The sequence below is a fragment of the Siminovitchia sp. FSL W7-1587 genome, from assembly GCF_037963795.1.
GTDB classification, from domain to species: Bacteria; Bacillota; Bacilli; order Bacillales; family Bacillaceae_C; genus Siminovitchia; species Siminovitchia thermophila.
Genome location: NZ_CP150169.1, coordinates 986,173 through 1,000,259, shown reverse-complemented (window position 1 = coordinate 1,000,259; position 14,087 = coordinate 986,173). Strand labels below are relative to the sequence as shown.

At 40.9% G+C, this 14,087-nt stretch carries 10 protein-coding genes; 3 read left to right on the top strand and 7 right to left on the bottom strand.

Annotated elements, in window-relative coordinates; all coding sequences use genetic code 11:
- Positions 1-2: 2 nt before the first annotated feature.
- Both NST31_RS04790 and NST31_RS04785 read right to left on the bottom strand, forming a co-directional pair.
- Positions 3-1,151: an iron-containing alcohol dehydrogenase gene (locus NST31_RS04790; RefSeq protein ID WP_077113501.1), complete on the bottom strand. Its 1,149-nt coding sequence runs from the start codon at positions 1,149-1,151 to the stop codon at positions 3-5.
- A gap of 163 nt (positions 1,152-1,314) precedes the next feature.
- Entirely contained in the window at positions 1,315-2,910 is a 1,596-nt protein-coding gene (locus tag NST31_RS04785) for a sigma 54-interacting transcriptional regulator (RefSeq protein ID WP_077113500.1), read from the bottom strand.
- 656 nt (positions 2,911-3,566) lie between these two features.
- On the opposite strand from NST31_RS04785, the gene NST31_RS04780 reads away from it, so the two are divergent.
- A complete protein-coding gene (locus tag NST31_RS04780) occupies positions 3,567-4,787 on the top strand; it encodes an MFS transporter (RefSeq protein ID WP_339164188.1) in 1,221 nt (406 codons plus the stop codon).
- Between the two features lie 92 nt (positions 4,788-4,879).
- On the opposite strand, the gene NST31_RS04775 is transcribed toward NST31_RS04780, so the two are convergent.
- Positions 4,880-5,812 carry a response regulator gene (locus tag NST31_RS04775; RefSeq protein ID WP_339164186.1) on the bottom strand — a complete coding sequence of 311 codons (933 nt, stop codon included), beginning with the start codon at positions 5,810-5,812 and terminating at the stop codon, positions 4,880-4,882.
- A gap of 4 nt (positions 5,813-5,816) precedes the next feature.
- Positions 5,817-7,070 (bottom strand): ATP-binding protein, encoded by a 1,254-nt coding sequence (locus tag NST31_RS04770; protein ID WP_339164184.1) that lies wholly within the window; start codon positions 7,068-7,070, stop codon positions 5,817-5,819.
- Positions 7,071-7,310: 240 nt separating this feature from the next.
- Here NST31_RS04770 and NST31_RS04765 point away from each other — a divergent pair, with 240 nt between their 5' ends.
- Positions 7,311-8,714, top strand: coding sequence for a M14 family zinc carboxypeptidase (locus NST31_RS04765; protein ID WP_077110329.1), 1,404 nt, complete (start codon positions 7,311-7,313; stop codon positions 8,712-8,714).
- A gap of 98 nt (positions 8,715-8,812) precedes the next feature.
- Positions 8,813-10,030 (top strand): dicarboxylate/amino acid:cation symporter, encoded by a 1,218-nt coding sequence (locus NST31_RS04760; protein WP_077110328.1) that lies wholly within the window; start codon positions 8,813-8,815, stop codon positions 10,028-10,030.
- An 857-nt stretch (positions 10,031-10,887) separates the two neighbouring features.
- On the opposite strand, the gene NST31_RS04755 is transcribed toward NST31_RS04760, so the two are convergent.
- From NST31_RS04755 to NST31_RS04745, 3 genes are all read right to left on the bottom strand, one after another.
- A complete protein-coding gene (locus NST31_RS04755) occupies positions 10,888-11,430 on the bottom strand; it encodes an integrase (protein WP_339164182.1) in 543 nt (180 codons plus the stop codon).
- Between the two features lie 544 nt (positions 11,431-11,974).
- The gene (locus tag NST31_RS04750) at positions 11,975-12,766 is read right to left on the bottom strand and encodes a polysaccharide deacetylase family protein (RefSeq protein ID WP_339164181.1); all 792 of its coding nucleotides are present in this window, start codon (positions 12,764-12,766) and stop codon (positions 11,975-11,977) included.
- Positions 12,767-13,091: 325 nt separating this feature from the next.
- Positions 13,092-13,997 carry a TetR/AcrR family transcriptional regulator gene (locus NST31_RS04745; RefSeq protein WP_339164179.1) on the bottom strand — a complete coding sequence of 302 codons (906 nt, stop codon included), beginning with the start codon at positions 13,995-13,997 and terminating at the stop codon, positions 13,092-13,094.
- Between the last annotated feature and the right edge of the window lie 90 nt (positions 13,998-14,087).

The following is a 14,087-nucleotide window of genomic DNA, read 5'->3' as shown; positions in this document are numbered from 1 at the left end:
GTTTAATACGCTTCCTTATAAATGGCAAATATGTCTTGTTTCGTTAGGACACGGGGATTATTTTTTAATAAACGATCAATTTGGCTGGCGTCTTCTGCCATCTCTTCCAAGTCCTCTTCAGGAATTTGGAATGAGCGCAAACCGTCGGGAATTCGAACGATTTCGCACAACTTTTTCATTCCTTTCACGGCGATATCAGCCGCCTCCATATCAGATAACTGTCGAGTGTCATGACCCAAGGCCTCGGCAATATCTCTAAATCTTTCAACACAGCTTGCTTTGTTCCATTCCATTACATAGGGAAGGAGAAGGGCGTTGCTGACACCGTGAGGGATATGATAGCGGCCACCCAATGGGTATGCGAGTGCATGAACGGCTCCTACTCCGGCATTTCCAAAAGCCATGCCTGCCATTAAACTAGCTGTTGCCATATTTTCCCTTGCTTTTATATGGTTGGGGTTGCAATAAGCTTTCGGCAAATTGACCGAGATCAGTTTCATCGCATGTAAAGCCAAAGCATCTGTAATCGGAGAGCGATTGACAGAAATATACGCTTCAATGGCGTGCACAAGTGCGTCAATGCCGCTGGCCGCCGTAACGGAAGGAGGCATGGACATCGTCATTTCCGGTGAAACAATCGCTGTATCCGGTAATATGAAATCACTTACAACTCCTTTTTTCAACTGGGTTTTCGAATCTGAGAGGATGGAGATGTTCGTTACTTCTGATCCAGTTCCGGCAGTTGTAGGAACGGCTATAATCGGCGCCCCTTTGGCGGGAACAAGATCGGTTCCGACAAGGTTTTCAACGTTTCCTTCGTATTTCGAAAAAGCTGATACCGCTTTCGCGATGTCGATAGCGCTTCCTCCGCCAATAGCGATCAATCCATCATAACCGCCGTTGATAAAGGTTTCGGTACACTCTTTGGCCAGTGAGAACTCAGGCTCAGGCAAGACTCCGTCGAAAATACCATATGGTATCCCTTTCAGTAAATTGGTGATTTTTTTGACAGTCCCGACTTCTATCAATATTTTATCAGTAATGATTAAGGGATTATTGATCTTGAGTCTTGCCAATTCACTTGGAATGCGGGAAGTTGCTCCTTCCCCGGTAATTAGTTTGTTGGCAATTTTGAATGATGATATAGACATGATGTTCATTCTCCTTTCAACGGAAAATAGTATGCAATAATCGTGCCAAATAACGAGAATATAGCTATGACAACAAAAAATGACGAGGAATGTCAATTCCTTGTCATTTTATGGACAAAAACGATTTATTTTTTGATCAGTTATCAGTCATTTGATTATACAATTAATCAATCTGATCCCATCTTTTCATTTTTTGCACAATCGTTGGCTGGCTGATTTTAAGAGCTTCTGCTGCTTTTCGTGTTGTTTTGAATTCCTTTATGGCTTTTAAAATATAATGTTTTTCTACGCGCTCAACAGCCTCTTTTAAGGGAATAATCGTTTCTCCCAATAACCCGGGATCTTTACTCGTATGTCTGATTTCCGCCGGCAAATCACTTGGTTCGATCGTATCGGTGGCAGCCATGATGACAATGCGTTCCATTACGTTTTTTAACTCCCGAATATTTCCCGGCCATTGGTAATGTTGCAGTAATTCCAATGCTTCCAGTGAAACGGTTCTATTCAATTCGTATATTTGATTAAAGAAATCAATATAATGCTGTATTAGTAAAATTAATTCCTTTTTCCTTTTTCTAAGAGGAGGAACTTCGATGGGAATGACATGCAGGCGGTAAAACAAATCTTCGCGAAATGTTCCTTGTCGTATCAACTCCCGCAAATTTTTCAAGGAAGCAGAAATGATTCGAACATTTATTTTCTTTACATTTGTTGAACCGACGGGAATAAATGCCTGATCCTCAAGAACTTTTAACAGCTTTACCTGTACTTCCAACGGCAAATCTCCGATCTCATCCAAGAATAAGGTTCCGTTATGAGCGATTTCCAATAATCCCTTTTTGCCTTTTGCAAGAGCGCCGGTAAAAGCCCCGGGCTCATAGCCAAAAAGTTCCGCTTCGATTAAACTGGGAGGCAAGGCGCCACAGTTTAACTCCATAAAAGGCGCGCCTTTTCGCTTGGAGTTCTGATGGATGAATTTGGCTACAACACTCTTTCCCACACCTGTTTCCCCTTGAAGAAGAACTGTCGCATCCGTTTTCGCTACTTTTTCAGCTATAAAAAACATATCTTTTGAGTCTTCACTAATGATAAGAGAATCGGTACTGATACCTGAAAGTTCTTTTGATACATCTTTTAGTTCTTTCATTTTTTGCAGCTCTTCCAATTCCAGTTTTAAATGAAGAAGCTCCGTGATATCCCGGACATTTGTGACAACAAATAGGATCTCTCCGTGTTCATTAAAAACAGGCATCCCTGAAACGATGATTTTTCTCTCTTGTTTAATCGTCTGCATAATCGTGATCGGACGTTTTTCCGAAATGACCCTTAACGAAACTGATTTATTGATGAAGCCGGAAGTTACAATATCATTCATATGATGGCCGATCAGTTCTGCTCTGCGCAGCCCGGTAATCCGTTCGTATGCTTGATTGACTTTTACGGTAACGCCATTGCCGTCAGTGATGTACACGCCATCGTACAGCGAGTCAATGATTTTAGTAAAAATGGGACTATCAATCATGTTGATAAAATCTTCATGATGGAGTTGGATGGGCAGTGGCTTTTTCTTATCGAGGGAAGACATTTTATCTTTTAATTTTACTTGATCTCCACCATGCAGTATTGTTTTTATTAATTCCTGTGTCGTTAAAATGCCAACTGTTTCTCCGCTCTTATTTTTAATTTCAATTTCTTCAGTGCTATTGGAAAGAAATGTTGAAATGACATCGTTCCAAGAATCATCTTCAAATAAATACATCTTTTTCTCCTCAACTTTCAGCTATGGAAGTCTTTAGATATCATAAAGTCATAAAGATTATTATATCGAATGTGGACATGTTTCTATGATGCCGAGGATTTTTATCACGAGAAGATGGTCGCATTGATCGTCGTTCATATCATATAATACAATAAAGATTTATGCTGTTATCGACTTTGTAACAGGCTTGATGTTTGATCTTTTACATCAATACTTTTCATCTTGCTGCCCGCATTTTTTATCCCGCATGTAAGGTGCCGTAAAACTCCCACTTCAATATTTGAGTGAATACAAAAGGTCTAAGTGGTAGAAAACGGCACCTAAATGCCCGATTGGTTCAACTAACATTCAGTAGGGAAAACCCCTACTGAATGAAGTTTCACTTTATCCCTCATGTAAGGTGCCGTAAAACTCCCACTTCAATATTTTGAGTGAATACAAAAGGTCTAAGTGGTAGAAAACGGCACCTAAATGCCAGATTGGTTCAACTAACATTCAGTAGGAGATGGAAGAAAGCTCCTACTAAATGAAGTTTCACTTTATGAACTGTTACCGCCGTTGACGATTGCCATGGTAAATGCGAGAAGGGAGGAGAACGTTTCCGGTGTGAATAACTGCCTTTTTTATCAATGAAAAAACGATAAAGGGGCGGTAAGATGAAAAGTAAACATTTTAGATTGTTGTGGCTGGGTCAGTTATTCGCCAATTTGGGCGATGTATTGTATATTGTCGGGTTGATTTCCATTTTATATGCTGCAAAAGAGTCCGTTTTTTATTTGACTGTACTGCCTTTCCTTAACACGTTCGGCCGATTTGCAGGAGGAATGCTATTTCCCCTATTAGTAAACAGGTATCGTTTAACGAGTCTTTTGGCAGGCTCCCAATGTTATAAAACGGTTGTGTTGTTCATATTCATCTTGTGGATCACTTTTCAGCCACCCCCAATTGTTTGGCCCATTTTTATTTGCATATGGATCATTGCTTTTCTGGATGGCTGGGCAGCACCCGCAATGAATGCGTTAGTTCCAAGATTGGTCAAACGGGAAGAACTAGTAAAGGCAAACAGTTTTGTCGCGGTCATATACGAAACGACTCAACTTGGAGGGTGGGCGTTTGGTGGGCTGCTTACGATCATTTTTCATGGGGAAAATATCATATGGTTGACTTTTGTATTGTTTATGATGTCCGCCATTATGATGACAGCAATGAAGGATGAAGCACCGTTGAAATCCAAACGACATAAACCCGGGAAAAGGGAGGAATTAAAAGAAGGCTGGTTGTTAATATGGAACAATCGATTCCTGAGAAGGGTTCACATTGTTATTGTCCTGGAAACAGCAGCGAGTGTCGTGTGGGTTGCCGCCATTCTCTATGTGTTCGTATTTGAGGTGTTGCATGTTACAGAAGCGTTTTGGGGATATATCAATGCCGCTTTTTTTACGGGATTCATGGCTGGAGGTCTGTTTTGTTTGAAATTTGCCGTCTGGTTGGGGCGGCATATGAGAAACATATTCATATGCGCATCTATTGGAATATCTATCGTGACAATGTGGTTCGGTTTTAATTCCATTACTTGGATGGCGCTTATTCTGGCCGCATTCAGCGGTTTCTTTGAGCAAGTAAAGGGAATCATCATCAATACTTATATACAAACAGAAACGTCTTTAGAGGAATTGCCGAAAATATATAGCGCCCAACATGCATTGATAGCTTTAACCTTCGGATTGTTTGTGCTTATGTTTGGAGCGATTGCCGAGTATGTGAATGTGAAAATGGTGTTTATGGGCGCCGGGTTCTTGTTGGCAATTGCCGCGCTGTACATGACCGTTCATTTTGCGGAACATTTTAAAAAAGAGTCTCGCCACATTCATAAGTAGACGTCTTTGGATTCATCTCGATCAAAAGTGAAGGCTTCAGTTGCTCATCGTGCAGCAGCTGAAGCCTGAGCGAAAAAATCAACAATCATTGGTTACCGTGATTTCTCAAAAGTGACATATTTCGTTTCAAAATAAAGAACCTGAATGAATTTCTTCGTATTTATCCGAATATTGGAAGAAGGGGTGGTTTGTCCGTTTTTTATTTCTGCCATTCTTTTCCGTACTAATGTAAAATCAAAAAATTTGGGAGCATAATGTTCGAATATTGGATTGGCAAAATCGGTTAATCCCAAAGCCGACAAGTGATTTAATGATTGGTAAATGGCCCTGCGGACACGTTGTTCAGCCGCTTTTATTTCTCGTTTTAAGTCTGGTTCGGAGGAAACTCCTTGTTTTTTTCGGCAAACTGCCAAAAATATATCTTTCAGGTGGGGGAAATCATATTCCGTTGTTTTCCTGGTGCTATCTGTCAATAAATAGTGTAAAATATCCAGCAAATCTTGATAACCATTTTCGCCGACTATGCCCAGTTTTGATAAGTGGTATTGGCCCGAAAGCATGAATTGATGTTCCAAGGATTTGTCCTTTTGATATTCAGTCGGTTGCGGTTCAAACACATTGCTGACTGATTGATGTATATTTTGTAACGTTTGTTCCAAATAAATCCGCTCGGTGACCCTTTTGATTACCGCTATAACTTCAAACATGTTGATTGGCTTGGTTATATAATACTCTGCGCCATGTGAATAGGCGCGCCCCACCAATTCTTTTGCTTCCACTTGGGAAATCATGATGATTTTTCCTGGAAATGAAGGTTTTATATGACGGATTGTTTCAATGCCATCTCTTACAGGCATTAATAAATCAATTAACAATATATTTGTCCTTTTCAAAGTCGCGTAATCTTCATCTAATAATGCTCCATTTTCTGCTTCGCCGACTATTTCGCCAAGCTCTTCATCTTCTATCATTTCCGTCAACATGGAACGAGTTGCCTCGTCATCATCGACAATATAAAAGAGCATACAATCATCCTTTCTGTATCAAATGTTGGATGGGCAGCCGTACCGTAAAAATGGCGCCATTGATTTCCGGTTTGCTTTGCAGCATTATTTTCCCTTCGAGTCTTTCAACCAGTTCCTGGACATAAGTGAGGCCTATACCTGTAGAAGGGATGCCGTTTTTGTCATACTTGGACGTAAACCCCGGTTTAAAGATGATATCCCTTCGTTTTGGAGAAATGCCCGGACCATTATCACCGATTTTGATTTCTACACAATCGGAGAGTCTGTATACACATATCGTTATGATCCCCGCTTCTGTCATGATTTCAATGGAATTCATAATCAAATTATTTATAATGGATAGCACTTTGTATATGTGATAATGGGGGTGTGACCCTTGTATATCAAGCAAAAACTCAATGTTTTTCCCCAGTGAATGAGCATATTTTTTATTCGTTTTAACGGCGATATTGAGCAACTCTTTTATGTCCATATATTCCGAAAAGCTTTTATTCGAGATCAGTTTTGAAAGACCTATGTATATTCTTTGGTTATCTTTTTTTATTTCATGGGTTTCACCGGCAATTTTCAATGCCTTTTCACATAATGGATCAATTTGGGGTTGGTTATTATTGTTTTTGAGATTTTTCAAAGATTGGTATAAACGGTAGGATTCCTTTGTGATATTTTCGCTGTTGATTAAGGTTTTACTGAGATGGATAGATTCTTCATATAAGGTCGCTATGAGTGTGATCAGTTGTTCGTTTTGTTTTCTCATTTCCTCTTCCCTTAACCGGGATTGGTAAAGTCTCATCAAATTAAAAAATCCGACCGTAAAGTAGCTGCGGAAAATGGCGATAAAGCTCACCTTCCACATGTCCGCAAGAGTAAATGTTGAACTGAAAGCAATATATTGAAAGGCTAATTCAGCAGTGCTTGCCAACATTTCAAGGATGATTCCAAGAAAGCCCAAGAGTAAGGAGTGATGATTGTGGTTTACTCTTAACAATTGAAAAAAGCATCCGAAAGTAAAATAGTAAAAAAAAGTAGGGTAATGAAATTGAAACAAATCGGAAACATCGTCACCGAAAAAAAGCAGACCCAATGTCATTCGAAACGCGACAACAAGAATACCGATGATGACACCTGATAAAAAAGCGGGAATGTTACGTAACAGCAATAAAAAAAAGAAGAACGTCGGCGTGCCAAAACTAATCCGAAAAGATTCATTAAAAGGGTAAAAGCTGATTTCGCCTGCCAGCGGTACGATCATCATCATGAGTATAAAAATCTCTTTATTTCGTAAAGGGAAGTTTAAAATGGCTAGGCCCCCCTTTTTAACACGATCCCTCTTTGATTTTTGTAGTTTTCTGTAATTTTATGTAGTTTGAATTTTATAATACTCTTTACGGTTTGTAAAGTGTTTGGGAAAGCCTTGAAAGAAGGGAGATTGTAGCTTTAGCAGGGGGAAAACATGTCCACTTCCAGGATTGTTACATGAAACGAGGAGGAGGTTCTCATGAAGACCATTGGGAAAAAGCTGACTATTGTTGTCGTTATGTCGCTTCTCGTGCTGATGGGACCGCTTACCGGATTGGCAAGCCAGGACAAAATGGATAGCGTCGATATGGATGATCGCTGGATGAGCCATGAGAAACTGAGGGAGAATTTAGATCAAATTGAAAAGGACAGTTCCGGAAAAGTTCAGGTCGATGTGGTTGGGCACTCTTACCAAGGGCGAGAAATCTATGCAGCTCGTGTGGGAACAGGTGATCAAGTGCTGTTGATCAATGGGAACATACATGGCAACGAGAAGAGCGGTCCCGAAGCATTGATCCAGATGTTCAGGACGCTTGGAACAAGCGATAGTTCCTTGGCGCAATCAGTACGGGAGGGAGTTACAATCGTTGCGATCCCGCGGCTTAATGTTGATGGCGCAGAGATAACCCAACGGCAGAATATATTCCCTTGGACGGTTGTGATGGAAGCGTTTCCTCAACTAGTTGGCGTTATGCCTCCCTGGTACTATCATGAGAGAAATGGCGGCTTTGATATCAATCGAGACTTTCATCCGAATGTAAGCTACGAACCAGTTCCAGAAAATCTGCCGGGAACTGGCGCTGATTTTGGATTTTTCTTGACAAACGAGTCCCGCATTCTCAGGGATGTGTACCTTGATTTGAAAGCCGAGTTTGGCGAGGTGGAAGCTTTTGTAGACATTCATCATATGGGGACTCCGCAGATGATTGAAACAGGTGAAGATGTGACGATGGCGATCGACTATCCGCCGCTGGGTCCGGAACACAATCCAAAGTATGCTGCTTGGCCGAAATTGAATCAAGATAGATCTCGAAAGTATGCGCTGGCTGCTGCTTTAGGGGTAAAAGAATTTTCGGATAAAGAGGAATCTGGTGTCGCCCGCTATATCCATCCAGAGGAGCGGGATTTACCCGGTCAGGCCAGATCATCCTTTGCCCTTAATGGGACCTCGACCGTGTTGTTCGAGATGCCCGGCCAACAACCAAGATTTGGTTATGATCAAGAGTTAATAGACCGTGTCGAGAATGGGCTGTGGGGCATTGCAAGTCGTATGGCCGATCATTCTATTAATCGCTTGAATGGCGATGATTTTCTCAAACTGCCAAAATATTGGACGTCACATGTATCCGATATGTTGGCTCTTGTTGAGCATTATGCTAAAGAAGGTGAGATTACGGGCGATGAGGCGGCACGCTCCTTAAAAACGCATTTGATCGCTGTAAACCATTATGAGGAAAAGGAGCAGGCGAACAAGGTTGTGAACCATTTGAAGAGCTTTAAATTACTGCTTGCTCAACAGAAAGAAAGCGGATTTATATCAGATGCGGTTTATAATCGGCTCATGAGTGATTCCAACTATTTGATTGAAAAATGGCAACAATGAATGACAATGCAATGATCGATTGCGGCAGAGATGTCTCTTTGCCGCAAGAATACTTCATAATAATTTATGTAGAGCTTACATAGGAATAGGGGATACATATGAAATTATTTAAAATGAATCTTCTCACACAAATTTTAATCGCTTTTGTAACCGCTATAATACTTGGTCTCATTTTTGGACAATCCATTGAAGTGATAAAACCTTTGGGAGATTTATTTTTAAGGCTGATTAAATTTATTATTGCACCATTGGTATTGTCTACACTCGTCATTGGAGTTGCCAGCATTGGTGACCCTAAATCATTGGGACGGGTGGGAACAAAAACAATCGGCTATTATTTAATTACAACTGCTGTCGCTATTGTGATCGGCCTGGGTACGGCATTTATTGTTTCTCCCGGAAAAGGGCTGTCTATTGAGGTTCCGAAAAAAGAAGTGGAAGTCAATGAAACAGAGGGCGTCATCCAAACCTTTCTGAACATTGTTCCGGAAAATCCATTTATGGCTTTAACAGAAGGAAATATTTTACAAATTATTTTCTTTGCCATTTTCATTGGTTTGGCGATCACGCTTGTCGGGGATAAAGCGGAGCCTGTTTACCGATTTTTTGATGGGTTTGCTGAAGTCATGTTTCGGATAACGGGTATTGTGATGCGTTTTGCGCCGATTGGAATATTGGGGCTGGTCGCCCCCATCATTGGAGAATATGGAGCCCAAGTATTATTGCCGTTGCTGAAAATTATTATCGCAGTCGGGATCGCCTGTCTATTACATGCCATTGCGGTATATTCTGTTTCTGTAAAAATGTTTGCAAAGATGAGTCCTTTGGCTTTCTTTAAAGGCATTTCACCCGCGGCGATTGTCGCCTTTAGTACTGCAAGCAGTGCCGGAACACTGCCGGTCACGATCAAAAATACGCAAGAAAACTTGGGGGTATCCAATAAAATAAGCAGTTTTGTCCTTCCGCTCGGTGCTACTATTAATATGGATGGGACCGCTATTTATCAAGGGGTTGCCGTTCTCTTTATCGCGCAGTTTTACAATTTGGAATTAACCTTCATGCAAATTGTTACGGTAGTTATCACAACTGTATTGGCTTCCATTGGAACCGCCGGCGTTCCCGGGGCAGGCATGATCATGCTTGCAATGGTATTGGGCGCTATTGGCTTGCCGTTGGAAGGCATTGCTGTAATAGCTGGGATTGATCGGATCCTCGATATGTTCCGCACAACGGTCAATATAGTGGGAGATGCTTCAGCAGCCGTTGTTGTAGCGGGTACTGAAGGAGAAATCGATCGGAAAGCTTTTGAAAAATAAAATATGGTAGCCAAAGCAGGAAGAAGCTTTCTTCTTTTCTGCTTTTGGTTTTTTCTTCGTAAAGCATTGCGCAGGGAAACTCTTGCTAGTCATTCTTATTCATGGAACTTCCATATAAAGTGAAACTTCATTCAGTAGGCGTTTCTCCTACTGAATGTTAGTTGAACCAATTGGGCATTTAGGTGCCGTTTATTCCCACTTGGACCTTTTGTATTCACTCAAGATTTTGAAGTGGTGTATATGGCACCTTACATGCGGGATAAAGTGAAACTTCATTCAGTAGGGCTCCTACTGAATGTTAGTTGAACCAATCGGGCATTTAGGTGCCGTTTTCTCCCACTTGGACCTTTTGTATTCGCTCAAGATCTTGAAGTGGGAGTTTTACGGCACCTTACATGCGGGATAAAGTGAAACTTCATTCAGTAGGGCTCCTACTGAATGTTAGTTGAACCAATCGGGCATTTAGGTGCCGTTTATTCCCACTTGGACCTTTTGTATTCACTCAAGATCTTGAAGTGGGAGTTTTACGGCACCTTACATGCGGGATAAAGTGAAACTTCATTCAGTAGGCGTTTCTCCTACTGAATGTTAGTTGAACCAATCGGGCATATAGGTGCCGTTTTCTCCCACTTGGACCTTTTGTATTCGCTCAAGATCTTGAAGTGGGAGTTTTACGGCACCTTACATGCGGGATAAATGGTCAGCAGGTTTGTAGTCTCATTCTTGAACATGCGAAGTGAGGCGAAGAAGATGCAGTGAATTGGCGAGTCTGCGCTAACAAGGGAATGAGGGAGGGGGATTCATAAAAGAAAGCTGCTCACCATTGCTATAAGCGGCAAAATGGGAGCAGCCTGCAATTAGGCAATGTCAGATTGGGCGGACAAAAGCTGTTCGTATATGTTTACATCTTTTTGGTAAGCTTGTTGATAAGTCATGAGCCCATGTCGCTTAATCTGTTCAAAAACGTTCCATTCGACGATTCTATACATTCTATTGAGTTTTTTGGCGTTGTTCCATGCTGTTTCCTCAAATTCCAAATTCATCGCATGTTCTTCAAGTAACAGAGCCAGCAATTCAGGATTTGAATATCTTTCTTCTTTTAAATAACCGCGCTTCATTTCGTAAATCTCCATGGTTCTCGTTAACGATCCAAACAAAGCGTCGCGATCCAGCGCATGCCCCAGTTCATGCAAAGTAAATGCTTTTACATATTGTTCGAGTGTGACGGCGGGCTTGGTATCTCTCAGGGCGACCTGGATTCGGTTTGCGTCAAATCCGATGTAATGGAGGATGAAATTATAGCTCATATTGATTCCACATTGCTCGTGCTTGATTTCCACGTCCATGCCGACAGCAAAGAGAGTGTCCTCAATCAACTTTTTTATTGTACCAATCATCATTTTTCCCCGATGTCCTTTTCTTTTATTTTCAGTGTATACGGAACTATTTATTTTATGATGCCTATTATTTTATCACGACTGTTGTAAAACTTGAAGATCGTTTCAGAATTTGACGAAGCTAGGGAGCAGACGAAAAAACGCCCGTAAGTAGTGCACATCTGAGCTGTGTCATGTCAAATTTACAAGGTGGTGAGGCTTTGGTTCTGTATTTCATTTGCTTTATGGAGAGGAAAAGTTTTCTTTTGAGAACCTCTCCAAAAGAGAAGAAGTGGAGGGATTAGAGTCAAGCTACGTGATGACATAAAGTGAAACTTCATTCAGTAGCAGCTTTCTTCCATCTCCTACTGAATGTTAGTTGAACGAATCGGGCATTTAGGTGCCGTTTTTCTCCCACTTGGACCTTTTGTATTCACTCAAGATTTTGAAGCGGGAGTTTTACGGCACCTTACATGCGGGATAAAAATGCCCCCTTTAAAGTATCCGGTTTTTTTACCTGTTTACTTAAAGGGGGAGCATACCATTCTTGACTTTTTCCGGGGGAATTTCATTGTTTGTGATTCATATTAAGCATTTCTTGAACTGTAACAAGTTTATACCCTTTTTTTCTGAGTTCATCAATAATATTTGGCAGTGCATGGACTGTTCCGGACAAATCCCCGCCTTCTCCTGTCCCGGAATGCTGTAACACAATCGATCCGGGACTAACGTTTGGGAGAATATTTCCTGCCACTTGTTCTGCGTTTATTCCTTTCCAATCGAGAGAGTCTACATCCCAGTTCACAACGATCTTGTTTTTTGCTGCCAGCCACTCAATTTGTCTTTCACTTATGTTTCCATAAGGCGGTCTAATAAGGGTTGGTGCAAATCCTGTAAACGGAATGATCAGTTGGTCTGTTCTGATGATTTGATTCCGGAAATCCGCATCAGTTAGTTTCAAAAAGTTCGGGTGGTTGTACGAATGATTACCAATGGCATGCCCTTCCTGCACAATACGCTTTACAACTTCCGGATACTTTTCAATTCGAAACCCTACAAGGAAAAAGGTGGCTTTGGCATCTTTTTCTTTTAAAATATCCAATATTGTAGGTGTGAAAATATCATCGGGTGCATCATCGAAAGTTAAAGCGACTTCACGTTTTGTTCCCGGTCCTCTCATTAGAAATGTATTTTGGTATTTATTTTTAAAACTTTTAGAGCTTGGCCAAACAACAGGCTGGTCAGGCGCAGACACGGGCTGCGCTTTTACCTGGTGAACGTGTGATTGTACTGGCTTGTTAAATGGACCAGTGCTGGCACATAGTAAGAACAGGAAAGACAACAGCAAAAAACGTTTCATGAGTTATTTCACCCTTTGCTTTTACAATCTGTTGAAAATATCGTTTGTAAAAACAGACGAAATATACAGGGAATGAAATACTAAGTTTTTCACGAATGATTGTGATTGTCCACAATCATGATCGATTTCTTCATTAAGCAAGAGGGGACTATTTTTCAATCCGGATTCCGTATTTCCAAAGTGTAAGGTTATCAAAGCGGTTACTCATTCATTTCATTTCCAATAACTTGGCAAAAGAAGAAGCTTCACCCTTGAAGCCAGCAAAAAATGAATTTTCCCCCCCAAAAACCAAGTATCCATTTTCCTTTGGTTGAACGTGTTTTCTTTAGCGCGTTTTCCCCCCTATATTGTCGCTGGGCAAAGAGCTTGCGTAATTGTATATAATGTACGCCATTTCTTTGGCTTCTAATTCCATAGGGGTGCCTGTAAACGTTTCTCTTAAGGCGCGTAGGATGGTTTCTAGCAGAAATTCTCTCGGGTGTCCTGAATTTATTTCCTCCATAAGAAATTCGATATATTGTTTACTTTTATGATTATTACCAAGCGATTTGGCGAAATTTGAAAGTCTTTCAAGTATTCGTTCCTTAGTAAGCGTATCTTCAGTCAGATTTTTTCTGCGTGGTAAAAATAGACGTTCCCCGAGCAGTTGATCATCGGCATGAATCATATTATCCATAATGGCATCCGTTCTGCGCATGATGAAGCGGATGAGTTTATGGGTATCCAACTCTTCTTTTAAACCCGTCACCCACATGTTAATAAAATGCTGTAACATTCCAACGATCATAATAGCACAATCCAAGGAGTATGGTGCTGATTCCTGTCCATAGATGTCAACCAATCTTTGTGAAAGCCAAGAAAGTTCAGTTAAGTGATGTTTTTGGATAAAGTTTCTTAATTCAGGGTCCTTGGAATGGAAAATGATTTCGAAAAGGGGCACCAATTGGTACTCGCGATTCACCTCGAACCTGATGGCAATCTGTTGGATAAAGACATCTTTATCGGAGCGGTCTTTTCCAATCATAAGTTCATGTCTTCGAGCGGTGGCAACTTCATATGCATGAATAAGTATAGCCATCAGACATTCGTTTTTAGAAGAGAAATAGTTATAAAACGTTCCTTTTGATATGCCTGATTCGTCCAATATATCTTGGACAGAAGTGGCGGCAAAGCCTTTTTCTATAAAAAGCCGCTGTGCTGTTAATAAGACACGGTGCTTACGAGCATTCATTTATTTATCACCTTTAGACTAGTAGTATAATTTTTATAATAGCTATCATCCCTTTAGTTATCAAGGGTTTTCTTGTGTGACAATTTTCTG

Excerpts from the sequence above, each read along its gene's own strand:
- NST31_RS04755 (WP_339164182.1), bottom strand. The coding sequence starts at position 11,430 with ATGATGATTGGTACAATAAAAAAGTTGATTGAGGACACTCTCTTTGCT.
- NST31_RS04745 (WP_339164179.1), bottom strand. The coding sequence starts at position 13,997 with ATGAATGCTCGTAAGCACCGTGTCTTATTAACAGCACAGCGGCTTTTT.
- NST31_RS04760 (WP_077110328.1), top strand. The coding sequence starts at position 8,813 with ATGAAATTATTTAAAATGAATCTTCTCACACAAATTTTAATCGCTTTT.
- NST31_RS04775 (WP_339164186.1), bottom strand. The coding sequence starts at position 5,812 with ATGCTCTTTTATATTGTCGATGATGACGAGGCAACTCGTTCCATGTTG.
- NST31_RS04790 (WP_077113501.1), bottom strand. The coding sequence starts at position 1,151 with ATGTCTATATCATCATTCAAAATTGCCAACAAACTAATTACCGGGGAA.
- NST31_RS04770 (WP_339164184.1), bottom strand. The coding sequence starts at position 7,070 with ATGATGATGATCGTACCGCTGGCAGGCGAAATCAGCTTTTACCCTTTT.
- NST31_RS04780 (WP_339164188.1), top strand. The coding sequence starts at position 3,567 with ATGAAAAGTAAACATTTTAGATTGTTGTGGCTGGGTCAGTTATTCGCC.
- NST31_RS04750 (WP_339164181.1), bottom strand. The coding sequence starts at position 12,766 with ATGAAACGTTTTTTGCTGTTGTCTTTCCTGTTCTTACTATGTGCCAGC.
- NST31_RS04785 (WP_077113500.1), bottom strand. The coding sequence starts at position 2,910 with ATGTATTTATTTGAAGATGATTCTTGGAACGATGTCATTTCAACATTT.
- NST31_RS04765 (WP_077110329.1), top strand. The coding sequence starts at position 7,311 with ATGAAGACCATTGGGAAAAAGCTGACTATTGTTGTCGTTATGTCGCTT.